At 37.8% G+C, this 24,080-nt stretch carries 22 protein-coding genes; 5 read left to right on the top strand and 17 right to left on the bottom strand.

Annotated elements, in window-relative coordinates; all coding sequences use genetic code 11:
* Positions 1 to 53: 53 nt before the first annotated feature.
* From H9N25_RS05985 to H9N25_RS05945, 10 genes are all read right to left on the bottom strand, one after another.
* On the bottom strand, positions 54 to 1,829 hold the full coding sequence (locus tag H9N25_RS05985) for an aminopeptidase P family protein (RefSeq protein ID WP_190328273.1): 1,776 nt from the start codon (positions 1,827 to 1,829) through the stop codon (positions 54 to 56).
* A gap of 149 nt (positions 1,830 to 1,978) precedes the next feature.
* Entirely contained in the window at positions 1,979 to 2,446 is a 468-nt protein-coding gene (locus H9N25_RS05980) for a hypothetical protein (protein ID WP_190328272.1), read from the bottom strand.
* A 9-nt stretch (positions 2,447 to 2,455) separates the two neighbouring features.
* On the bottom strand, positions 2,456 to 2,836 hold the full coding sequence (locus H9N25_RS05975) for a LytR/AlgR family response regulator transcription factor (protein WP_190328271.1): 381 nt from the start codon (positions 2,834 to 2,836) through the stop codon (positions 2,456 to 2,458).
* Positions 2,837 to 3,072: 236 nt separating this feature from the next.
* Complete coding sequence (locus H9N25_RS05970; protein WP_223833613.1) at positions 3,073 to 4,935, bottom strand: alkaline phosphatase; 1,863 nt, start codon at positions 4,933 to 4,935, stop codon at positions 3,073 to 3,075.
* Positions 4,929 to 6,026: a RagB/SusD family nutrient uptake outer membrane protein gene (locus tag H9N25_RS05965; protein WP_255524594.1), complete on the bottom strand. Its 1,098-nt coding sequence runs from the start codon at positions 6,024 to 6,026 to the stop codon at positions 4,929 to 4,931. Before H9N25_RS05965 ends, H9N25_RS05970 begins: the two co-directional genes overlap by 7 nt.
* Complete coding sequence (locus H9N25_RS24385; protein ID WP_223833612.1) at positions 5,966 to 6,451, bottom strand: hypothetical protein; 486 nt, start codon at positions 6,449 to 6,451, stop codon at positions 5,966 to 5,968. Before H9N25_RS24385 ends, H9N25_RS05965 begins: the two co-directional genes overlap by 61 nt.
* An 11-nt stretch (positions 6,452 to 6,462) precedes the next feature.
* Positions 6,463 to 9,696, bottom strand: coding sequence for a SusC/RagA family TonB-linked outer membrane protein (locus H9N25_RS05960; RefSeq protein ID WP_223833611.1), 3,234 nt, complete (start codon positions 9,694 to 9,696; stop codon positions 6,463 to 6,465).
* A 238-nt stretch (positions 9,697 to 9,934) separates the two neighbouring features.
* The gene (locus H9N25_RS05955) at positions 9,935 to 10,879 is read right to left on the bottom strand and encodes a FecR family protein (protein ID WP_190328270.1); all 945 of its coding nucleotides are present in this window, start codon (positions 10,877 to 10,879) and stop codon (positions 9,935 to 9,937) included.
* A gap of 63 nt (positions 10,880 to 10,942) precedes the next feature.
* Positions 10,943 to 11,506: an RNA polymerase sigma-70 factor gene (locus H9N25_RS05950; protein WP_167293841.1), complete on the bottom strand. Its 564-nt coding sequence runs from the start codon at positions 11,504 to 11,506 to the stop codon at positions 10,943 to 10,945.
* Between the two features lie 312 nt (positions 11,507 to 11,818).
* Positions 11,819 to 12,823, bottom strand: coding sequence for an LLM class flavin-dependent oxidoreductase (locus tag H9N25_RS05945; RefSeq protein ID WP_190328269.1), 1,005 nt, complete (start codon positions 12,821 to 12,823; stop codon positions 11,819 to 11,821).
* A gap of 452 nt (positions 12,824 to 13,275) precedes the next feature.
* Between H9N25_RS05945 and H9N25_RS05940 the strand changes: the two genes are divergently transcribed.
* The 3 genes from H9N25_RS05940 (at position 13,276) to H9N25_RS05930 (ending at position 15,773) form a co-directional block, all read left to right on the top strand.
* Complete coding sequence (locus H9N25_RS05940) at positions 13,276 to 14,001, top strand: LytR/AlgR family response regulator transcription factor (RefSeq protein WP_169502123.1); 726 nt, start codon at positions 13,276 to 13,278, stop codon at positions 13,999 to 14,001.
* Positions 14,002 to 14,632: 631 nt separating this feature from the next.
* Positions 14,633 to 15,379 carry a histidine kinase gene (locus tag H9N25_RS05935; RefSeq protein ID WP_190328268.1) on the top strand — a complete coding sequence of 249 codons (747 nt, stop codon included), beginning with the start codon at positions 14,633 to 14,635 and terminating at the stop codon, positions 15,377 to 15,379.
* A 181-nt stretch (positions 15,380 to 15,560) separates the two neighbouring features.
* Positions 15,561 to 15,773 carry a cold-shock protein gene (locus H9N25_RS05930; RefSeq protein WP_169502121.1) on the top strand — a complete coding sequence of 71 codons (213 nt, stop codon included), beginning with the start codon at positions 15,561 to 15,563 and terminating at the stop codon, positions 15,771 to 15,773.
* 248 nt (positions 15,774 to 16,021) lie between these two features.
* On the opposite strand, the gene H9N25_RS05925 is transcribed toward H9N25_RS05930, so the two are convergent.
* Positions 16,022 to 16,465 (bottom strand): hypothetical protein, encoded by a 444-nt coding sequence (locus tag H9N25_RS05925; RefSeq protein WP_190328267.1) that lies wholly within the window; start codon positions 16,463 to 16,465, stop codon positions 16,022 to 16,024.
* A gap of 317 nt (positions 16,466 to 16,782) precedes the next feature.
* Here H9N25_RS05925 and H9N25_RS05920 point away from each other — a divergent pair, with 317 nt between their 5' ends.
* The gene (locus H9N25_RS05920; RefSeq protein WP_190328266.1) at positions 16,783 to 17,409 is read left to right on the top strand and encodes a hypothetical protein; all 627 of its coding nucleotides are present in this window, start codon (positions 16,783 to 16,785) and stop codon (positions 17,407 to 17,409) included.
* Between the two features lie 33 nt (positions 17,410 to 17,442).
* On the opposite strand, the gene H9N25_RS05915 is transcribed toward H9N25_RS05920, so the two are convergent.
* Both H9N25_RS05915 and H9N25_RS05910 read right to left on the bottom strand, forming a co-directional pair.
* Positions 17,443 to 18,330, bottom strand: a complete 888-nt coding sequence (locus H9N25_RS05915) for a sugar phosphate isomerase/epimerase family protein (protein WP_190328265.1) — start codon at positions 18,328 to 18,330, stop codon at positions 17,443 to 17,445.
* 248 nt (positions 18,331 to 18,578) lie between these two features.
* A complete protein-coding gene (locus H9N25_RS05910) occupies positions 18,579 to 19,949 on the bottom strand; it encodes a YeiH family protein (RefSeq protein ID WP_190328264.1) in 1,371 nt (456 codons plus the stop codon).
* 315 nt (positions 19,950 to 20,264) lie between these two features.
* Between H9N25_RS05910 and H9N25_RS05905 the strand changes: the two genes are divergently transcribed.
* Positions 20,265 to 20,660 (top strand): DoxX family protein, encoded by a 396-nt coding sequence (locus H9N25_RS05905; RefSeq protein ID WP_169502116.1) that lies wholly within the window; start codon positions 20,265 to 20,267, stop codon positions 20,658 to 20,660.
* A 257-nt stretch (positions 20,661 to 20,917) separates the two neighbouring features.
* Here H9N25_RS05905 and H9N25_RS05900 read toward each other — a convergent pair whose 3' ends face one another.
* The 4 genes from H9N25_RS05900 to H9N25_RS05885 all read right to left on the bottom strand — a co-directional run bounded on the left by H9N25_RS05900 (position 20,918) and on the right by H9N25_RS05885 (position 23,861).
* Positions 20,918 to 21,091 carry a Rossmann-fold NAD(P)-binding domain-containing protein gene (locus tag H9N25_RS05900; RefSeq protein ID WP_169502115.1) on the bottom strand — a complete coding sequence of 58 codons (174 nt, stop codon included), beginning with the start codon at positions 21,089 to 21,091 and terminating at the stop codon, positions 20,918 to 20,920.
* A 14-nt stretch (positions 21,092 to 21,105) separates the two neighbouring features.
* Complete coding sequence (locus tag H9N25_RS05895; protein WP_190328263.1) at positions 21,106 to 21,888, bottom strand: DUF1223 domain-containing protein; 783 nt, start codon at positions 21,886 to 21,888, stop codon at positions 21,106 to 21,108.
* A gap of 211 nt (positions 21,889 to 22,099) precedes the next feature.
* On the bottom strand, positions 22,100 to 22,861 hold the full coding sequence (locus H9N25_RS05890; protein WP_190328262.1) for a LytR/AlgR family response regulator transcription factor: 762 nt from the start codon (positions 22,859 to 22,861) through the stop codon (positions 22,100 to 22,102).
* Positions 22,842 to 23,861 (bottom strand): sensor histidine kinase, encoded by a 1,020-nt coding sequence (locus tag H9N25_RS05885; protein WP_169502112.1) that lies wholly within the window; start codon positions 23,859 to 23,861, stop codon positions 22,842 to 22,844. Before H9N25_RS05885 ends, H9N25_RS05890 begins: the two co-directional genes overlap by 20 nt.
* Positions 23,862 to 24,080 lie beyond the last annotated feature (219 nt).

The following is a 24,080-nucleotide window of genomic DNA, read 5'->3' as shown; positions in this document are numbered from 1 at the left end:
GCTTCATCTAATGAAAAATCGGCTTCAGCAATGATGATACCTCTAGACAATGATTAAATGGATCTACATTTCTCTTTTAACCACCTTGCTTCTGCTATTGAAAGGTGCGGCTCAAGTTGCTCAAACACTTGCTGATTATATTGATTTAACCAGGCGATTTGATCTGCCGCTAAAAGTGTTTTATTGATGATAGCGGTATCGATAAAACATAAAGTTAAGGTTTCAAAAGTGAGAAAATCACCAAATTCACTACTTCCCTTAGGAATACATAAAACCAGGTTTTCGATACGAACACCATGTTTTCCTGGCCGATAAATCCCAGGTTCTATGGAAGTTACCATTCCTGGCTTAAAGACAACATCTACATTAGCTGGACTAATATTCTGAGGTCCTTCATGTACATTCAGGAAAAAACCAATACCATGCCCAGTTCCATGTCCAAAATTTATAGCCTGTTCCCACAGTGGTTTTCTACAGATAGAATCGATTTGATAACCTTTGGTACCCTCCGGAAAGATAAGTTTAGAACCCTCAATCAGGCCTTTTAACACCAAGGTATAATCATCGGCCTGGGTTGATGAGCAATTACCAATAGGCATTACCCTGGTAATATCGGTTGTGCCATACAAATACTGACCTCCGGAATCGACAAGAAACAAACCATCACCTAAAATTTCCTGATTGCTTTCTGCCGTTATGCTATAATGTGGCAATGCACCATTTGCATTATAACCAGCTATGGTATTGAAACTCAAACCCACGAAAGATGTTTGTTCTGCCCTAAACGCAGCTAATTTCTCTGCTGCAGACCATTCTGTAATCTTTTCTTTTCCAAAATGATCTTCCATCCATTTAAAAAACCTAGTTAAAGCTACCCCATCGTTTAACATCGCCCTGCGGATATGATTAATTTCAGTACTGTTTTTTAAGCTTTTTAAATGTGTACTTGGATTAATACCTGAAATTATTTTGGAACCACTTGGTAAACATTCATACAAACCGAAACAGGTACGTTTTGGATCGATAAAAATCTGTGTAGCTTTTGGTAAATTTTTTAGTGCTTCGGCCACTTCAGCATAGGGACGTAAAGTTACACCTTGCTGATTTAAAGTTTCAATATCAGTTTGCGTCAACTTTTGTTTATCCATAAAGAGTTTTACCTCTACAGGTGTTATTAAAGCAAAACTTAAAACTACAGGATTATAATCTACATCATTTCCCCTTAAATTAAATAGCCAGGCAATGTCATCAAGCGATGAAATGAAATGATAATCTGCCCCATTTATTTTTAAAGCAGCTCTTACCTCTTTTATTTTAGCCGAAATGGTAAGTCCTGCAGCTTCTTCGCTAATTAAAAAGGCATTTTCTTTAGGTAGCCCTACCCTATCCAGCCAGATAGTGCTGATAAAATCAACATCAATTATCGCTATTTCTCGTTGTATTAAACTATTCTGCATCTCGAGAGCTAAACCTACCGTAATCAGCTGGTGGTTAAAGCCTACTTTTGCACCCTTTGGCAAAGCCTGGAGCAACCAATCGATATATTCGGGGGTATGCGGCACTTTCAACTTTACCAATTCGTAACCAGAACCACTTAATTGTGTTTCTGCCTGCGTAAAATACCGTGAATCAGTCCATAGCCCCGCAAAACCCTGAGTAATGACTAGCGTACCGGCTGACCCTGTAAAGCCGCAAGCAAAAGGAATGGCTTTATAATGCGCAGGTAAATACTCACTGATGTGTGGATCTGCAGCCGTAATAACATAAGCATCTATTTTTTGAGCAGCCATTAATTGGCGCAGGGCCTGCAATTTTTCTACAAAGGTCATGTTGAAGAAGAGTTTTTGTTGGGCCAAATTTAAATATTACATTGGCATTAGTGTTTAGAACAAACAAGAATTAATGTAAAATTTGAAGGCACGACAGATTCTGATTTCGCCAGAATCTGTGTTTACCTTTAAAAAAGGTAGAATAAATACTAAACGTACCGATCGATTGCGGGAGATTTAACCACCTCATAACTAGCCGATTTCTGAAAGCACCGTACTTTAAAAACAAGAGCAGATTCTCTTTGAGCCAGCGCATGAATACCTAGTGTAAAGCGCTCTTGAAAACGTTTAAGACAAGCCTCTTTATGGCAAATTATTTCGTAACAACCTGCATTTTCTACAACAACATCAAGCACATACTTAGGCCATTGTTTTTTAATCAAATTTGGCAACCAGCTAAACTGCTGCATATTAATCAAATCTCCCATCCCTTCAATTGCCATCGGAGGAATATCTTCACCAACTATCTGGGTCCAGTTGTTCTCAACTTCATCAATAATACCCAGCACTTTACACCCGGACAGCACCAACCATGGATCTTCCATACTGGCCCTCATTAACTGGTAGGGTACATCTTCTAAAAATTCCTGTTCAAAAACGTACGTAAGTTCGATCATAAGCTATTTTCAATTGTTTATCGGCAGATTATTAAGCCGCATCAGTTTATGAATAGTGCCGGCAAAACGTTTCATTGATATCGGTTTGCCAAGATAACATTCAAAGTGAGAATCTATTTCTCTCACCTCATTTTCAAGGTGGGAAGATGCGTAAATCACAAATCTGGCTTTGGAACGAAGATGCTGAGACAATTCAGTCCCTTTCATTCCATCCATATCTATATCTAAAAAAAGAAAATCGATTCTATCGCCACCACTAATTGTTTTTAATGCATCAATGGGATTATTAAAGGTGCTAAACAGTTTTAAAAAACAGGTGTCTTCAATATAATCATGAAGTAAATCAATCGCATGCTGTTCATCATCAACAATTGCACAGCTGTAATACATAGGCAAATTAAGATAGGCTGCACAAAGCTTAAGAATGTTAATCTTAATTCCTATAGGCAGACACAAAAAGGGTAAAAGTACGGTAGTAATTGAGCGTACTAATGAGACATTATATCACATCTTGTACCTCTTTCGTAATAAAAACCGAATACAACAACTGTGGCTACCATATTAAATCAGCGGGAAACCAATTGCTCAATGTTTCCCGCTGATCAATGCAGCACTTATCCCATTTTTTATTGCGTTTTCTTTAAACGATAAGCCTCGATGATTTTATAAAAAATCTGATGGTTAGGATATACCCCCATAAAGGCTTCCGAGCCGGGGCCGTAAGCAAATACCGGCACCATGATATTGGTATGATCGTCTGTACTGAAATTGCCACGAATGGTTCCTTTTCGATAAGAGGCATCCAGTAGCGACAGTCCTCCGGTTTCATGATCGGCAGTTACGATTACCAAAGTTTCGCCATCCTGATCAGCAAACTTTAAGGCTTCACCCACCAGGCGATCGAAATCTTGTTGTTCGGTTACCGCAAAAGGCAAATCGTTTGCATGCCCGCCATGATCAATCTGTGCCCCTTCTGCCATGATGAAAAATCCTTTTTTATTTTTTGAGAGCAATTCAACCGTTTTTAAGAACGAAGTCTTCAGCATTTCTCCACGGCCTTCCAATATTTTCCGCGTGGCAGAATCGTCTAAAAGTACCACTTGCTTATTCGCATTTGAGGCAACAAAACTTTTTAGGTCTTTCTGCAGTATATAACCCTTGGCCAAGATTTTATCCATCAGTTTTTGGTCTGGGTTTTCGGTAAAACTTTTACGTTTTGAGCCAACCAGAATATCAACATGACTGTTCTGAAAATCGGCTGCAATTTCCTTTGTCATAGATCGTTCAAGCTGATGAGCATAAAATGCTGCTGGTGTGGCATCGGTAATATCACCACTACTGATGATTCCGCTTGTAAGACCATAGGGAGCCAAAATATCAGGAATAGATTGAAGTGCTTTACCTGTAGAATCGATGCTGATATAGCGGTTATTGGTTTTATGCCCTGTAGCCATGGCCGTTGCACCCGCTGCAGAATCGGTAAAATCTGAATTCGAAGCTTCTGTACGTGAAAGGCCCAGATGTTTTATCGTGATGATGTTAGATTGACCAAAATTAGCGCTCAACCCTGCCTGAATTTGTGCCAGTCCCATTCCATCTCCTATTAGAAGAATAACATTTTTAGCTTTGGTTTTTAATCCATCGCTCTTGTAAGTTGGCTGGTAAGGCTTATATGCTTTCGGATTGCTGTACTCTAGTTTAGTCCTGTTCTGATAAAAATCTTTCAACACCACCGGATGGTCGGTTCCGATCCAATCAACCCCCATATGTTCCAATTCTTTCCAACTGTTCGGACTATCTTTGGTTGCCCAAAAACGAAAGGGTTTGCCTAATGCATGTACTTTTGCAATCACCGCTTTCATTTTTTCTAAATCGGTTGGCGTTGGTGTACCTTTTCCGTTCCATACCGAATAATGAGAAATATCATCGCTGATCATCCCAATGCGTTTTAACTGATCACTCGTGTACTGATTTGCGGGCCGGCCATCAAAACTGATGAGTGATGGATAATCCTTAAACTTTCCGGCAGGCGGAACAGCCCCGCTCATTACAATTTTAATGGCCGAAGGATTGATCTGTTGATCGAAAACAGGTTCGTTACCTTTTAAATCGGCCAGCAATTTCGGGATCACGTGTTCATAATCCTCCTTTATATCAATTACCAGTTGAAGTTTTTGTTTCGGATCAGGATAAGGATGGTTGGCATGATCTTTAAAAAATGCCACCAGTGGATCAATATATAATTTTTTCAATGTTTTACTCGGGGCGATTTCGCTGCTTTCGTGGGCAACAAACAACTCTCCATTACGGTAAAACACATCTGCCTCGATTGATCCCATACCGGCATAATAGGCTTCCAATAAAGGTATCTGCTGCTTATAATCATTATGGCTGTGCCCATTACTGGCATTCAGTTTCTGCTGAGCAGAAACTGAATGTACGCCTAAACCCAATAATAAAAGGAGGGTCAGTTTATTCGATTTTACCATCCTATGTTCTGTTTAATTACACCCCCACTGTTATCAATTTCTCTTTGTGGCACCGCCCATACATCATGCACTTGTGGATTGAAGTTTCTTGCCGGCCAGATTACAGTGCCATCAAAATCGTGTAAAGGTTTTGCATAAGCGGCCTGTGCATCGCCCCATCTCACCAAATCTCGGTGACGATCAGCCCATTCTCCGGCAAGTTCGTTGCGGCGTTCGCGCTTAAGGTCATCGATAGTCATTCCTGTTTTGGCACCTAAACCTGCACGAAGTCTGATTTTGTTCAGCTCGGTATCACCTGCCCCTGCACCGCTAAGATTAATTACAGCTTCTGCTTTGATCAGCAATACTTCTGCGTAGCGCATTAAGGGTACATTTAGATCTGTTGTTCCATTATCACCATTAGGGTTAACGTGCGTTGGAATTGGGTTGGCATAAGAAAAAGGCTCCATATATTTTTTAAACTGGTAATTTGAAGTCGCTCCTCCATCTTTGGTAAAACTACGCTCGGCACCAAAGAACATAAATTTATCGCCAGGTTTTAAAATAGTAGCTTCCCTGCGTTGATCGCCAGCCTCGTAAGAATCGTAAAGTTCTTTGGTTGGCAGGTAATAACCCCATCCATTGTAAATCCCCCATGCTTTGTTGGTTAACATTACGCCCGGAAGCTTGCTGCCCCAGCCTGTTCCGCCACCGCTTGGTGTACAAACTACAGACCAGATATATTCTTTAGACCAGTTATTAGCTGCTTTAAATACATCGGCAAACCCCGTATTGATTAAATCATGCTGACCTGAAGTGATGACCATATCAGCATACTTAGCAGCATTTGCATAATCTTTTTTATAAAGATAAACTTTTGAGAGATAGGCCCATGCAGCAGTTTTATGTGCTTTACCATAATCAGTAGGTTTCATTGCCGAAAAGAACGGAAGGTTATCAGCAGCCTTTAACAGAAGCGAAATAATGTAGTCGTAATTTTCGTTTACGTTTTTAGCACGTGGAACGGCAATGGCAGGATTGGCATCGGGCGTTACAATCGGCACACCAGCTTTATCGTTGCCATAATTTGCGGCCAGCTGAAAATAAACCAAACCTGCATTGAAATAAGCATCACCAATAATCTGTTTTTTAAACTTTCATCCATAGTAATTTTAGGCACATTGTTGATAATATCGTTGGCACGTTTGATAATGGCATAACGCATACTCCACTGCGATTCGGTATAACCACCGCCTACATAAGTGCGGTTAAAGTTTTTAATGTTATCGGCCTCGGGCTTGTTGCGGCCAGTAACCATATCATCACTGGCATTGATAAACCAGAACATTCCACGCCCATAAAAGTCTTCAGCATTATAGTTTTCATACATTCCTGCTTCAGCCTTGATGGCGTCTTCTTTTGTTTTCCAAAAATTTTGTGCCGATGGAGAGCCTTCGGGCGTAATATCAAGCTGTTTGGTACATGATGAAAAAACAGCAAGGGCGGCAAATGCCATATATTTAAAATTCGTTTTCATTATTGTTGTGATTATAAATTTACACTTAAACCAAGGATAAAGCTTCTGGCTTGTGGGTAACGACCAACGTCCAATCCATAGTTATCCATTCCTATTTCCGGATCAAAGCCTGAGTATTTAGTGATGGTAAATAAATTATTAGCAGAAGCATAAATCCTAACTGCACCTGTTTTTAACTTATTGGTTAATTTATTTGGCAAGCTATAACCTAAGGTTACATTACGGATACGCAGATAAGAACCGTTTTCTACATAAAAATCAGAAGCTGCAAAATTTCCGTTGGCATCGCTGGTTGAAATAATCGGCACTTTGCCACCTGGATTCTCTGGCGACCAGGCATCAAGAATGCCTACCAGTTTATTGTAAGAAGGACCACTTGCACTATAAGTTGTACGTTTTACGGCATTGAATAATTTATTGCCCTGTACGCCTTGTGCAAAAATATTAAAGTCGAAATTTTTATAGCTTGCATTAAAGCTTAATCCATATGAGAAATCAGGATAAGCACTGCCTGCAAAATAACGGTCTTTGCTATCAATAGATCCGTCGCCATTGATATCTACAAATTTAAAATCACCTGCTTTTGCGTTCGGCTGAATCTTGGTTCCCTTAGTATTTTTATAGTTGTCGGCTTCTGCCTGGCTCTGAAAAATACCGTCTGTTTTCAACACGTAGTAACTGTACAAAGGTTGACCAACCCTATTTACTAATGGAGCAAGCTCATTACGGAAATTGGTTGATAATGGCATGTTTTCCAATCCTTCGCCCAAGCTTAGTACCATGTTATTTACTTTTGTAAGCGTTGCGTTAACCGAATAGGTAAATTCTGCGTTTTTATTGCTGCTATAAGTTAAACCCAACTCTACTCCCTTGTCTCTAACTTTACCGGCATTAATCGTTTGCGAATTTAGGCCCGCGGTACCTGGAAGTGGACGGGTTAAGATCATATCGTTGATATCTTTAATGAAGTAATCTGCATTTAAGCTCAAACTGCCCAATACCGTTACATCTAAACCTATATTCGTTTGCTTACTTTTGGCCCATCTGATATTTGGATTAGGCAATACTGTTGAAGCATAACCTGTTTGTAAAGTTGGTGTTTGACCAAAATAACTTTGTGTTGCTACTAAAAGCGGGTTTACGTCTTCTTGTCTCAAACTGGCCAGGTTACCTAAAACACCATAACTTCCTCTCAATTTCAATTCATTTAGCCAGGTAATATCTTTAAGAAAATCTTCTTTGGTTAACAGCCAACCTGCAGATGCAGAAAAATAATCCCTTGTCCTGTTGTCTTTCATCAATATCGATGTACCATCTCTGCGTCCAATTAACGACACCAGATATTTCTCTTTGTAGTTATAATTGGCTCTAAAAAGCAATGACGATAGGGCATTTGCACTGAAATAACTAGTTGATGGCTGTACAATAGTGGCATTAGTAAGGTACCTGTATTGTGGAGATTCATCATCAAATCCAGCACCAGATGTATATAAGCTATAATTCTTTGTTTTCTGGAAAGTATAACCGCCAGTGATATCTAAGTTATGGTTACCAAACGATTGTTTGTAGCTTAATATCTGTTCAGCAAGAAAATCGTTTGTTTGGAAACTGTTTTGTTGTAAGCTATTGCTTAATACCGGTTTCCCAACTTCAGGCCTTTTTGGCGTGAATCCCTTAAACTGCGTATCTTTTTTTGTAATGCTTAAATTAGATTTAAAGGTTAAGCCTTTAGCCAGTTTTAAGGTTACATATGGGTTGATTACCATAATGTTTGAAGGATTATTAATATCTATACGCATCAATTCGGCCACTGGGTTAATGATATCGCCATAATCACCGGCGAATTGCCCACCTGGCAAACCGGCAAAACTTCCGTCAGGGTTGTAAGGTGTTCCGTTTGTAGGATAGTAAATTGCAGAAAGTAAAGCTCCAGTATAGTCGCTGCTGGTGTTGGCACCATTTCCGTTTGTGCTGCTATACGAGAAGTTTTCGCCAACTTTTAGCCAATTGCTTACCTCATGCTCAGTGTTGATACGGAAGTTGTAACGTTTGGTATTGGTATTTAATACAATCCCTTCAGCATTGCGGTAATTGAAACTTAAATAATAATTCGACTTCTCAGATCCTCCGTTAATAGCGGCGTTGTAATCCTGCAATAAACCATCTCTAAACACTTCGTCCATCCAATTGGTACGGGTAATCTGTCCGTCAGGATATTTAGATGGGTCAAAAGCAGGTAATATGGTATTACCACCATTTTTAGCTGCCGTTGCCGCAACCTGTGCACGTTGTTGAGCATTTAATGGCTGTAGTTTTCTCCAGGCGCTCTGCTGCCCTAATTTAGCATCAAAACTGATCTGCATTTTGCCATTTTTACCTTTCTTAGTGGTAATTAATACCACTCCGCCCGATGCTCTTGCGCCATAAATAGCTGCAGATCCATCTTTTAATACAGAAATAGATTCGATATCGTTAGGATTAAGCTGAGGTACTCCCAAAAAGATAGAACCGTCTATTACATAAAGTACACTTTCGCCATTAAGACCACCCGACCCCCTGATGTTGATACGTGGTGTAGAAGTCGGATCGCCACCTTCGTTGGTTACAATTACACCTGGCGTTTTTCCTGCCAAAACTTCGCCCACGCTATTGAGCGACCTGGAAGAAAGTTTATCCAATGATGCAATACTGATTGCCCCTGTAAGTGTTTCTTTTTTCTGGGTCCCATAACCCACCACCACTACATCTGCAAGCGTAGAACGTTCTTCACTCAAAACCATGTTGATTACTTGACTATCGCCAATTTTCGCCTCTTTGGTACGGTAACCAATCATGGAGAACGAAAGCACGGCATCTGCACCGACTTCAATGCGGTAGGCACCATTTCCGTCGGTAATGGTGCCACTTTGAGTGCCCAGCACTTTTACCGAAACACCTGGAAGCGCCAAACCTGCAGTATCTCTTACTACTCCGGTGATGATCCGGTCTGGCTTGTTTAGCACGGCATTATTTAAAATTACGTATTCGCCTTTTTCCAATACCTGTAAGCCCAGCCTGTCTAAAAGCGACCTTACAGGCTCGGTAGTGAAATCGCCGCTTACGAGCATGTTTTTTTGTTGTAACTGGTCTGGGTTGTACACAAAACTAAGCCCGGTACGCGATTCGATTTCTTTGATGATCTCGGTCATTTTACGGCCTTTATTTATGGTAATGTTAACCGTGGTTTTCTCTAATTTTTGCGCCATTCCTGACGAAGCAAGGATAGAGCTGCAAAAAATGCAAAGGATTGTAAATGTTAAACATGAGTATTTCATGATCTTATGTAGAGCTTGTGTCCTCTTAGCGGAGGTTGTTTTCATTGCTTAATTTGTTTGATTTTATTTCTGTAAAGCTTTAATTATACTGGCTTTTGTTGCCAGGAAGAAAGATTACGGCAACCGATCTGATCGGTACCATAGATAATTTCTATATCATATCCCTATCTCATCTGTATATATTAAATGTTTTATGATTTTTTGATGCATTGAACTTGAGGTGATGCAGACTGCAGATAATATCCAAAATCTCTTCAGCAGATTGTTTGCTACTGAAAGAAGCAGTAGTTTTAAGTTTACCCAAAGTGCTATCGTTCAGCAAAATTTTAATGCTGTAAACATATTGGAGTTTATTGATGACCTGATCGAGACTTGCACCATCAAAAGCGAGTTCGACAAAGGCGGTAGCTTTGGTTTTGCCAATAGCAGCCTGACCGGCACTTTTATCATAGGTTAAATATTCATCTTTAATCAATGTACCGAGATTTCCTTTTCTGTCGCTTACAGCAACTTTTCCGGTAACTACGGCAACTTCGATGTGTTTACTGTCCCGATACGACTTAACCTTGAAAGAAGTACCCAGCACCCGGATATCGACTCCAGATGTGGTGTGTACCGTAAATGGTCTTTTTTCCTGATGGGTAATCTCAAAAAAAGCTTCACCTTCTTTTAATGAGATCTGGCGGTTGTTTGAAGCAAATGCTTTAGGATAACAGAGTTTGGCAGATGGATCTAACAAAACCACTGAACCATCTGGTAAAGTAATGCGTTTCTTTTGTGTACTTCCGGTAACTACAGTAATCTGATTTTCAGAGGCCACTTGGGTATTGAGTTTCCAAACGCTTATTCCCAATGTAATGGTAATGATTACGGCAGCAGCAATTCTGATAAAAGATTGGAGTTTGAATACTTTGCCATATTTTGGCTTCTGATACATAGCAGCCTGAAGGTGAATAAACATTTGCTCCCTTATCGCTACTTTCCTATCGGCCGGTAACACCACGTCTTTTGCATGAAGTGTGGCGTACCACTCTTCAACTGTTTTTTGCTCTTGCGGACTTGCCTGCTGATCGAGATATTTCTGCAGCAGTTCTTTTGCCTGTTCTTCTGTCATTTAAATACATGTCAGTTGAAAAGCAGATCGGTACTAACCAAAAATGTTATCTATAAATTAACTTTATGTTAAGCCGATCAATACAGCAATTAACAGGATATAGGAAAGGCTTTTTTTAAGAAGCTTTAACGCTGCAGAGATCTGATTTTTTACCGTCTGTACAGAAACATCAAGTTCAGCAGCGATTTCTTTGATGGATTTTTCCTGTTTTCGGCTCATTGAGAATACCAATTGCATTTTTTCTGGTAAAAGTGCAATGGCTGCATCTACTTCCAGATGGAGCTCTTTTAAAATTAGTTTATCATCGGCGGCGGCTATATGCTGCTCATCCATTAGGGCTGTGAGTGCTGTTTGGTGCTGTTCTTTAATACTGCCCGACCTGAAATAATTAATCACTTTATATTTTACAGCTCCGTGTAGATAAGCACCAAGGCTCCCAGACAGATTAATCGTTTTATGATTTTCCCAAAGCGAAATAAAAATCTCCTGGGTAATATCTTGTGCAAGGGCTTCATCACCCGTTTTTTTTAGCGCAGCATCAAATATATCTTCCCAATAAACCTGGTAGATTTCTTCCATGGCCCGATGGCTTCCACACTGTAAAGATGAAAGTAAAGTTTTGCTCAAGGGATGCTGCTTTTTTTCGCAGCAAAGCTAGTAGTCCAATATTCCCTTAGTATTAATAAATCTTAAAGAGAAAGTGATGGAGGGGTGAAATGTAGTCGGATAATGGAAAATATAACATGGAAACTGGACAGAATGCTACGCGCATTACATCTGTCTGTAGAGTTCTGAAAGGTGCTAGGGATTATTAATAAAAAAGAGTCTCTGACTCATTATTAATATTAAGCTTAAACGCAATATTATCAAGCCATAGCGACGCTGCGCTTAACACTACGGACAGAGTTGAACACAAAGTTGGACAGGGTTAATTATATTTTATCCAAACAACCCCGCAAAAATTTTATTCGAATGCAATTTTGCCTGATGATCGTAAATATGCGAGGTACTCATTATCTCGTTTACACCGTGTTTGGCAACAAAAGCAGCTAAATTTTCTTTAATGGTTTCTACACTGCCAATAAATGAATAGTATAACATCTGTTCTACCGCTTCTTTTTCCAACTGGTCCCAATAAACATCTATATCGTCAACGGCAGGCTTCAGTAATCCTCTTTTACCCGTTATAGCACCTAAAAACATACGTTTTATAGAGCTTGATAAACGTTCTGCTTCCGCATCAGTATCGGCAGCAACCACATTTACACAGGCCATTACATAAGGTTCCTGTAAAAATTCAGATGGTTTAAAGTTATTTCTATAAATGGAAATCGCCTGCTCGAAATAGGTCGGTGCAAAGTGACTTGCAAAAGCATAAGGAAGTCCTTTTTCTGCTGCCAAGCGTGCACTGTCAATGCTCGAACCTAAAATCCAGATCGGGATATCCAACCCTTCTCCCGGAAAGGCCCTTACACTTGCCCGGCTATTACTGGCAGAGAAAAACTGTTGTAACTTCTCAATATCTCTGGGAAAACTATGAACTGTATTAAAGTTTTCGCCACGGATAGCCATTGCCGTAACCTGATCGGTTCCTGGTGCCCTGCCCAACCCCAAATCAATACGGTTGGGATAAAGCGAAGCCAATGTACCAAATTGTTCGGCTACAATTAATGGTGCATGGTTGGGTAGCATAATACCTCCAGAACCTACGCGAATGCTACTGGTACCGCCAGCAATGTAACCAATAAGCACGGCCGTGGCCGAACTGGCAACACTTGCCATATTATGGTGTTCGGCAAACCAATACCGTGTATAACCTAAAGTTTCAGACTGTTTAGCTAAATCAAGGCTTGCTTTAAAACTATCTGCAGCAGTAAAGCCTTCTAAAACAGTTGCAAGATCGAGAACGGAATAAAGTACATCTTTCAATAAGTGATCAGCCATAAATTAAAAGGATCAGATTTATGTTGCAAAAATATCCTTAATAAAACTAAGTCTTGTTTAAATGAATATATATGACGTTTAGCCAACATAATCGATATGGCGAGTACCAAGGTAGCCATACAAAAACGAAAGCACCAACTTAGACAGCTCCGACTACAGCGGCGTAGGAGTATATATATTCTTGTAACAAAACAGATTGGCCCGTGATCTTAGCTTGATTAAAGCTTATAATTCGATTAACAAGTCCATTCAAGGTGGGGGTATATTTTTTTATAGGTATTCTAGAATATTTTATGGATTGTAGCTACTGCCAGCATCTTGTAAACTTAATTGACACATTTTTGTGTTAAATTAGTAAATAAGGAAAAGATTTAAAATTAATCCGTACAGATAGCACCCTTTTCGGTACGAAAAGGCGTAATTTCGTTATAAGAGAAACAGATTTTTTGAAGATGATTAAGTGCATAGCCATAGACGACCAGTTCAGTTCCTTAGCGGGGCTACAAAAATATATTGAGGATACTCCAAATATGCGACTCGTGCAGCAGTATACCGATCCAATTACTGCTTTAAGGGAGCTAGCCGGCTCAGAAACGGTTGATGTAATTTTTATGGATGTGGAAATGCCTCAGATTTCCGGTCTGGAATTGGCTAAGGCCATCCGCTCCAGAACCAGAAAGCTTATTTTCACCACCTCCCACCAGGAGTATGCTTTTGATGCTTTTGAAGCCGCAGGAGATGCTTATTTGCTTAAACCATATAGTTATGCCAAATTTGCTACTACCATTACCAGGCTTTTTGGGCTAGAAATGACAGGTGGTGCCAACGAGGATTATTTTTTGGTTAAAAACAAAGAAGAAGATCACCGTGCGGTAATGGTTAAATATGAGGATATTATCGCTTTTGAAAGTTTTCATAATTACATTAAAATACATACTGTAGGAAAAGTAATTATTGCTTATTTAAGTTTAAAAGATGTTCGGGAACAGCTTAGCATTAAGAATGGTTTTATACAGTTACACCGTGGATATATTATTGCTATTGATAAGATTTTATATGTGGATGGCAACAGGATTACCATGAACAACCACATTAGCTTTACCGTTGGAGATATTTATTATAATGAATTTAAAAATTTTATTTCTGAAAGGCTAATTATCAGTAGCCGTAAAAAATAACGGCTACTGATCTTTTCAGTTAAATGCAATACCAGAACTTGTAGAAGAGGTAAGAGAGTTAGTTGTTGGATCAGAAGAAAGTACCATTTCTATTTTGATATGGTTTGCATAGTTTTTTTTGAATACAAACAGGGTTCGTTTAATAAGGTTTTTAGTTTTCATATTTGTTTTTTTTTGAAAACTAGCATTAGCTGTACCCTATAATTTTAGTTGTTACATGAATAGTAAGTTTATCTTTATGGATAGTTTGAAGTTGCAAACAGATAGTTTATTCGCTTGGCTTTACAAATACAGAGTGCATTTAATTGCTTGGATTTCCTTTATTTTTTGGGAATCTATAATTATTGGTCTCGCTTCGGGTTCTTTTGGTAAATTTGGCAACTATGTTGTGCACTATATCGTGCATATAACCTTTTTTTATCTTCATGTATGGTTACTAGAAAAAGCCACTACCTTTCCCCGACAAGTCATTTATAAAGTTCCATTATTCGTTATTTTAGAACTTTGCGTGTATGTTGGCTTTGTCTACTATCTTGATATTTTTTTAAGGCAATACACTAATTTTATTCCCACTCCGCCTGCATCAACAAATACCCGGATACTTACTTTATTATGGAGGTCATCTTTTTTTATGCTGTTTTCTACAGGTTATTATTTCTTAAAGCGGTTCATTAGAGAAAAAGCAGAAAAATCCCGTATCGAAAAACAGCGTTTTCAAATGCTTATTGATAAGGAAAAAATGGATAAGGAGCTTGCCATGTCTAAGAATGCTTTTATGAAAGCGCAGATCAATCCACATCTGCTTTTTAACACATTTGAGTTTGTACATCAGAAACTAAGCACCTACTCTCCAGAAGATGCCAAAGTAATGCTTTATCTTTCTGACATGATGCGTTTTGCTGCTAATACTCAACACAATGAAGGCTATGTATATTTAAGCGAAGAAATTGCACAATGCGAAAACCTGATTGGCTTGCACCGCATTACGCAAGGCGCAATTTATATTGAGATTGCCAGCGGTCCTGATCTTGGTGAGATTAAATTAATTCCACTTGTTTTGCTTACTATATTGGAAAACATGTTTAAACACGGAAACCTTAATGATATAGAAAATAAGGCCACTATAGATGTTTATACCTTTGATGGCAAACTGCGTATCGAAAGCCGTAATTTACCCAGATTAGTAAAAAGCAAAGTAGGCTTTGGCTCCGGAATGGACAATATTAGTAACCGACTAAAATATGCTTACCATCAAAATGCCGAAATGACTGCAGGAATTGACGAAGAAGGCTTCTATACTTTAAACATAAGTATTTCTTTAAATGCGCTAACAATAGAATCTGAAGATAAAAAAACTGAACAAACTATCGCTGTCTAGCAATTAAATTTTTTTACGTAAAAACTTCCCATAAGGCATTTTCGCATCCAGGAAGAATATTATCACTTTCCTTAACTTAGTGTAACAAAATTATTACTACATTAAATCATCTAATTGACGTTCTAGCATTTAGATAATTCGTTTATGGATTAAGTGCAAATCTTTACTAAACAGATTAGAAATGAGAAAGGGTACAATATGTTATGTAGATCAAAATGGTGTACATGGTATTATTAAAGATGAAAATGAGCAGAAAATTCAATTCTTTTTAATGGATCATCAGGAAGAAATTAGGCTCAATGATAAAATTTCATTTGAAATTGAGCTTACGGCAAAGGGACTCGCCGCAACAAAAATACATGTTGTTAGCACGATAGAATTAACACCACAATAGCACCCCAATTCAAACTCAATAACTATAGCAATAACATTTAGTACTCGTGTACGATTCAGATAGCGAAGTATTAAAATCAAAAAGGCCACAATATCCATTGGGGCCTCTCCTTATCAACTAACTAAACGTGTATAATACTAACCAAATATTTACACCGCAAAAATATAGACATCATATAAACCCAATATTAAGATTGCGTTAAATACCTGGTATTTAACATGAGGTAAAATCTTTAATCCTGATAAAGATTACCATTTCTGAATAGGTTGATAACCGGATTTTTCATCCTTGCGGCTAAGTTGCTTTAAAAAGTCCTCTTCAAAATCATGACTATACACTTTAAAATTGATTGCCCACTCATCTTTTATCATGGCTGGTACAAATTTTTCAAACATTTTTTCAAATGATCTGAAATTTACAAAAGGTTTGCAGATCACCATATATTCAGAATCTGAATTCACAATAATTTCTTCTATGAGCTTTGGCCATCTCCATTTAAGTTCATCCGGCAATTTTCGATACTGCTGCCGATCAATAAACAATCCTATATTTTGTAATAGTTCTTCAGGTAAAACCTCGCCTGATAATTGCTTCCATTCCTTCCCTTCTTTTATTATCCCTGCCAGTACATGATCACAGTAGAACACGGTCCATGGCTCCTCTCTCGAAAGCTGGATAAGCTGAAAATGCATGATATCGCGATTAGGCAGATTAAAGAAAAAGTCGAGCTCGATCATCACTAATGGGGCGATACCAGATATCGCAGAATCAAAAGTATTGAACTATTTCTAAAGCACAAAAAACTCAAAGTTAAAAGCTTAATTACTAGTTAGGCTCCATAAAATTTCAAAATACAAAGCGACACAATTTGTATATTTTTTAAACATTAAATAACTGTTAAAGAAAAAATTGATTTTTATCATCAAGTAAATTACAAAAATGCTCAAAAAACGTAATATTAAACCTACAAAAAATTTAATTTCAACAAAAACAGCTGTATCTTTGTCACATGAAAAGTGCCAAATCAATTGTCTTAGTATTTCTTTTAATCACCTCATTTTCTTGCTTATCTATTTGTGTTCTTGCTCAAAACAAGCAAACAAAACAAGCTGATATTTTCGAGCATATAGACAAACTGAATGGAAACGATATGATTGAGCGACTAGCCGCTCAGCGCAATGCATTTAATAAAACCCATTTAAAAGATAACCTTCCAAAGGCAGAGTACATCATCAATAGAAATAACTTAACCCTTATTAGTTTTAATGGCTTAGATTATTATGTAAAAAACAACAGGGTGATAGGCATTCAGGGGTTAAATCTTTCGGATAAAGTATTAAACCAAATTACAGATAAACTGGTTCTTTTAGATAGTATCCAATTCAACCAAAGTGAGCGTTCAAATATAGAATACGTTAGTCCAAACGCTGATTTTCAAAAAATCAGGAATATCGACCGTCAGTTTATGCTTACGCTCAAAATGTTATCGAGTACGGTGAGAGATATAGCTGCACTGGCTAAAAATGAAAACCCATCTTTAACTGTTGAGACCAATGTTGCAAAAATGCGTTTACCAAATGTGGATAAAGCTGCAGAAAAGTCAAGCACCCAATCATTGGTATCATTAGCTAAATAACAGCTTTTTTTTTCAGAAGAGGTTGGCACTGAATCAATCCACTTTTTTTTCTGAATACACTTCTGCAATCTGAGCCGAAAGATATTTGAAAGCCAATGGCATCTCGGTAGCCGCATTTTTGATGCTTCCTTCTATAAAGATGAAACCCCTATAATTTATTTTGTGCAAAGCTTTTAAATAAGGTTTAAAATCATCGCCCATAACGCCTGGTAATGACCTGTTTTGTTTTTCAGCAACCTCCGAAAATCCAATCAATGTACCAGCTTCAATAATTTCACTTGGAGATTCTCCTTCACGCATCATATGAAATATATCGGCATTAAGTCTGAAATTTAGATGATCAACCTTCCTTACAATATCTGCTGCCGACTTTAGCGAAGTAATAAAGTTTGTTTCGGTAGTTTCGAGGTTTTCTAACAAAATTGTAACCTTATATTTCCCGGCAATTTGTGCTAGTTTTTTGCATAAACTAACAAAATCAGTTTTTGCCTTAACGATATCATAATCTGTAGGAATGCTCCTCGCACCCGAGCTGCCCAACACAATAAACTTAACCCCTGCCTGTTCGGCTCTTGAAAGAACAGTTTCGGTATAAGTTAAAACCTTTGCCTCATCTACCTCAGGTCCAGCTATTTTTATGCTCGCCGGATAAAAAAGATTACAGGTTAACACTTTACATTTTGCGGCTTTAATCTTTTTCAAATTGGCATTAAACTGATCATCTGTTAATGCGGGTGACAGTATCTTCGGAACCGATTCGCCTATCATTTTAAAACCTGCGGCATACGCTAAACTGTCCTGTGTTAAACCAGATACAATACCTAAACGCGGATATTCTTCTTTATCAGAAATAAAACCACAAAAACCAATATAAATCAGGCAAATAAAAAAAGCTGAATAGCTAAGTTTCGTAGTTCTCATATTATTAAAATGATTTGGTTAAAAAAAATTAGATCTCAGGATTCTCCTAACTAACCGGATAACTAACTGATGAGCATTTGAGAATTTTTATTAAAGATAATATAATCTGACCATTAAATTTTGTTTTAACAGAATAAACGATTGGAGGAAATTGAATAAACAGAAGCGCATATCACAATCGAATACCAAAATAACTTAGACCATGGTGCAGTTTTTAAATCCAGTTCGTTGACAATTTAGCTCCTCGCCTATTTAAAATCAGGCACAGGGAGTAGATACCCGCCAAATAAAATATACGACCACAAGAGTGTCCAGAATATGTTGAATATTTGTGCAGTAACAAATGTAAATGCAGGTTTTCCGCCCTGAAGTTTTACCAGCGATGAAAATTTAGCTTCCATACCAATCGAAATAAATGCGATTGCGAACCATACTGTGCGTAAGCCGTTTAAGGTTGGCCCAACACTTTTAGCAGTTGTGGCCGATAACAGAAAAGAAAAAACCAAAGATGCTGCAACAAAACCCAATACAAATTTCGGGAATCGCTCCCACACAATTTTCAATCCCGGACGCTCTGCTTTGAAGGGCACTCCATCTTCACCTTTAGGCTTTTTATAGGCCCACCATATTGCAATAAAAAAAGCAGCAACACCAATAAAAACATTTTGCGAAAACTTGGCAATAACCCCTGCTTTAACGGCAATTGGTCCAACCAAATCGCCTGCAGCAGTTACTGTTGCCGTTGTATCTAAAGTACCACCTAGCCATGCTCCACCAATCACCTCTGGTATATTAAAATACTTCACTGCCCAAGGCAAAATAATCATCATCGGGATAGCCATGATTAATACTAAAGTAGTTACGTAAGATAATTTACGTTTATCGCCATTAATGGCTCCAGCAGCTACAATAGCCGCAGAAACGCCACAAATAGATACTGCTGAGGCCAATATTACGCCAAATTCATCATCAACTTTTAACTTGCGACTTAACCACATCGAAAAAAACCAAACTACGGTAACTACAATAACCGCCTGTATTATACCGGGTAAACCTGCCTTAATTAAATCGGCGGATAATATAGTGGTACCCAATATCACCAAACCTGTTTTAATATAAAACTCAGACCGCACCGCTTCTTTTAGCCAATCCGGCAACCTGATTAAATTACCCAATACAATACCAATAAGTAATGCAAATACCACATATTCTAACCCAAAATAGGATACACTTTTATTGCCCCCTATAATAAAGGAAAGGATAGCAAAAAAATAGATCACAGCAAAACCGCCAGCAAACCTTGCAACATTACCTCCTGATAAACCTATGGCTATTGAAGCTAAGGTCAGAAAAACTGCACCCATTTCAACAATCAACAATAAGTTAGCTGCTGATAATACCTTACCCAAAAGATCTTCACTATTTGCCCATTTAAATGCAGGTAAACTGATTACAGTGCCGCTGTTGGTTAAGTAAAGTACAGCGGCAATAATAATTGCCCCAAGTATAACTGCCCACCAATCTTCGGTGAGCGATTGTAAAAATGTTTTCTTATCCTGGCTTATCCCGGCATCTGTTAAGGCTCCAGTAGTATCGGCTACGTTGTTTCGATTCGACATTAGTTGATTAATTTATGATGTTAATTTAATTTCAATTCTAAAAATATTGATGGAAATAATTACTTAAACAGTAAACGAATATCCAATATCGAACTAAAGTAAATATTCAGAAGGATTTTATCCGTAACAAATATCTGACTTCACCTGGACATTTTTATTAAGAAGCTCTTTAAGTTAAAAACGTATCTCAAACCAATGGCTTAAAAAAATCATTCAATTGTCTAATTCAGGATTTAATTTGTCTGGTTCAGATCCATTCAACTGGTTTTTGGAATGTTTATGCAACATTTTTGGGTAACACTAAAAAAAAATATTATGACACTCAAAACGACAAAAACTATTTATTGGATCGGCGCCTCACTAACTTCGTTATGGTTTGGCACCAGCGGAGTTTGTGAACTCACAAAAAATCCTATTGTTTGGGACATTACATTACAACTGGGATATCCTGCATACTTTATTTATGTACTTGGGGTTGCTAAATTAGCCGGAATCGCAGTTCTACTAATCCCCAACAAATTGTTAAGGTTAAAAGAATGGGTATTTGCAGGGATATTCTTTGATATCATTTTTGCATTCTGCTCAAAACTCATTGTGATCGGTCCGCTAGCCACTACCGATGCCATTATAGCCTTTGCTATAGTTACAATAACCTATGTGATGTTCCAAAAACTTTATCCTATCAAATATTCAAATTTAACTGCTATTTAAGGTTTGAATAAATTCTAATTAAATCAGTTTTTCATATAAAAAGGGCGCTAGTAGCGCCTTTTTTATTAGTGAGAAATTTACCTGGCCCAGAATCGGTAATCTACACAAAAGCTAAACCTCCAAGGTCTCGAGCGCTTTACTACTCTTTGTTTGATGCTAAAGCACAGCGTGAATTATTTTTAAATAAAAAAGTCGCCAAGTATATGGCGACCTCCTAACTAATAAACGTTGTTTATGAATTTGCGACTGGATTTATGTTATACAACTGGCTCATTCTCCAGTTCTTTCTGTTTTTTCTTTCCGATGCTTTGCACCATTTCACATTGCTGTGGATTTTTTTCAAATGGAGGGCTAACCAGAAAAAGTGTCGACATTAAGCTTGCCAATCCAATTAATAAACTGTTGGTTGTGGTATTTTGATGATTTTCCATGATGATAAGTATGATTAAAAAGTTGTTGATGCATTTACTGCCGAAATTGCGCCTGTTGTTTTGTGCTGAACCATTCCGATTACCTCCCATTTTTCAGCACCGCTGCCTCTAGGGATATTCAATACTACTGTTCCAGATTTTGCATCCTTTAGAGACATTGTTAAGGTTTTCCGTACAATTTGGATATGAGATAATTTAAGTCCTGCATTTTCTCCACGCTGTACATCGGTGCTACCGCTCTTTTGTATCAATGCAAAAAGAAGATCGTCGCTAGCCTGAGTATCTTTGGCTTCATAATTTATTGTCAATACCTCTCCATCTCTCTTGGTATTGAAGGCTAAACTGGCTTTATGCTGTGTATTCAGAAGCTGTTTGTTAATGGCATTCCTTACGTCACTTTCATTGGATCCTATAAATTCTTGAGCGCCGTTAATAACCAATTGAGGCGTATAAACCTGTGCATTTAGCCAGGCACTGTATTTTTTTTGCCTTTTTGTATTTTCCGGACTCCCAAAAACATCCTTCCAGCCTAAATTATCAAAATAATCGACGTGATATCCAAGTACATACACCGGTTTCCCATTAGATTCTTTCTCTATTTTGGTCAACAGTTCTTCCGCTGGCGGACAGCTTGAACATCCTTCAGACGTAAATAATTCCAAAACGGCAAAGCCTTTTCCATCAACGGGCTGTTCTACTTTTTTTTCTTGTGCAGATCCTACCCAAATAAATGCGCTAAGTGCTATTACTACTACAATGACCGCATTTACGATCGCTATTCTTTTAAGTGTTTTCATAATTTCTATTCTTTTTTATCAAAAATAAGCGGGTAGTATGCCTGAAATTGGATGGAAAATAGCCGAACCAGACAAATTGGTGGAAGGGTTAGACAGGGAGCCGATAAGTAAGACAAATTAGCTACGAGTATGTCCTAAAGAAAAAAGGCCAGAAACGGATATCTGTTTCTGGCCAAGCTTGTTATTAATTGCTGATGAACATGTTTTTTCTTTACCTATCTTCCATCCAGGAAAGAAAAGCAGGTGTTTTTTCTTTATTGATCAGCAATTTATCTGGAGTTTCAATCACCAGCTTAACAAACAATTTTCTTAAGAAATAATGTTCTATTTCTTTAATGGCTTTAAAGTTCACTAAATATTGGCGGTTAACCCTAAAAAACTGTTTAGACGATACCATTGCCATAATCTGATCAAGAGATTGACTTAATGCAAACTCTTGTTTATCGAAGCACATAATGGTTGAAGCATCATTCCTGATATAAAAGAAAGCAATATTCTCAGTCTGAACAGTGGTATATTTCTGGTTTTTAAAGACTAAAAAGCTCTCTTTTCCTGCTGGGCTGCTCAATTTTGTCAATAAATTACTTAAATCAGGGATTACCTTTTGCTGAAAAAAATTCTGAAGACCGTCTACCTTTTGAAAAGCCTCCTGAATATCTGTTTTAGAAAATGGTTTTAACACATAATCTACTCCATTACGCTTAAAAGCTTCTAATGAGTACTCATCGAAGGCTGTGCAGAACACAATGGGACTATTTACTTTAACCTGTTTAAATATTTCAAAACATAATCCATCTGCCAATTGAATATCCATAAATATCAAATCGGGCTGTGACTGTTCTGACAACGCTTTTACCGATCCTTCGATGCTCTGGTAGTGCCCTAGTATTTTCACATCGGGCCTCAGGCTCAAAATTATATTTTCGAGTGATTTAGCTGTTTTCAGCTCATCCTCAATGATGATGATGTTCATGAATTAATGGGAGTTTAATTTTAAAAATTTGTCCATCGTTAATAATTTCGATTGGCTTTTCGAGAAGATGTTGATAGCGCAATGTGATATTTTTTAGTCCAACTCCCAACGAGTTGTTATTGGCTGTTTTTAAACGGATAGGGTTTTCCAAAATAATTTGCCCATCTTCGGCATACAAGCTGATGTGTAAAGGTTTATCCAGCGAAACTACATTATGTTTGATACAGTTTTCGATTAACAGCTGCAGCGTAAAGGGAGGAATTAAGGTGTGCAATATTTCTTCATTTAAAGTAGAAGTAAAACTAAAACCACCATCAAATCTTGCTTGTTGTAAAAATAGATATGCATTGAGTATTTCCATTTCTTCCGAAACGTGAATCAGGTCTAATTTACGGCTCTCGAGGGTATATCGATAAAAATTAGAAAGCTTAAGGATAAAATCGACAGCTTCTTCATCGCCGATTTCTACCATAGCCTTTAGTGTATTGAGGCTGTTAAAAAGGAAATGAGGATTAACCTGCTGTTTAAGCAATTCGTACTGAGCGCCCAAACTATCACTTTTGATCTTCTCTAATTCCATATTCACCTGCTGATTTTCGTAATTTTGCTGTAACAGATGGAGAAACATATAAAAAATTAAATTGATCAATATTCCCCTTACTTCAACCATCAACATCACCGGACCGAAATTAATGTGCGAAAGGATCAATTGCTGAATCCATGCAAGGCAAAGCATAACGCCAATACCAATTAAAAGACTTTTAAATAACCTGGAGTAGGAAATCCCTTGTTTGTTAGGCCTGCTGCTCTTTCGCGACAGCATATAAATATTCAAATACCACATCAACAATGCGAATACTGAAGTAATACCTGCATTAACAGCGGCTTCGGCAGCGTTAAAATGATGCTCTGCTATTTGGGGAACGGAAGATAAAAGTCCAAGAAAAATAGAACTTACCCATATAATAGCAGGCGAAATCTTTAAAGGGTTTTTGGTCATAGCAGTTTTTAGCCAGGCTAATTAGGTAGGTTGGGATAATCAAAAATAATATTTTTTTAAATATGATGGCTGCACCACACGCATCTCTTCTTTTTTCACCTAAAATAATCACACAAATCTTATAGTTAAACAATTTTAGGCTTGAACCAGACAGATTTGGCGCTTAAGTAGACAATACAGATTTAAATCAGCACAAGAATTGTATTTTTTGTTTCGGTA

This window comes from Pedobacter riviphilus (assembly GCF_014692875.1).
Classification (GTDB): Bacteria; Bacteroidota; Bacteroidia; order Sphingobacteriales; family Sphingobacteriaceae; genus Pedobacter; species Pedobacter riviphilus.
This window is presented reverse-complemented; position numbering and strand designations above follow the sequence as displayed.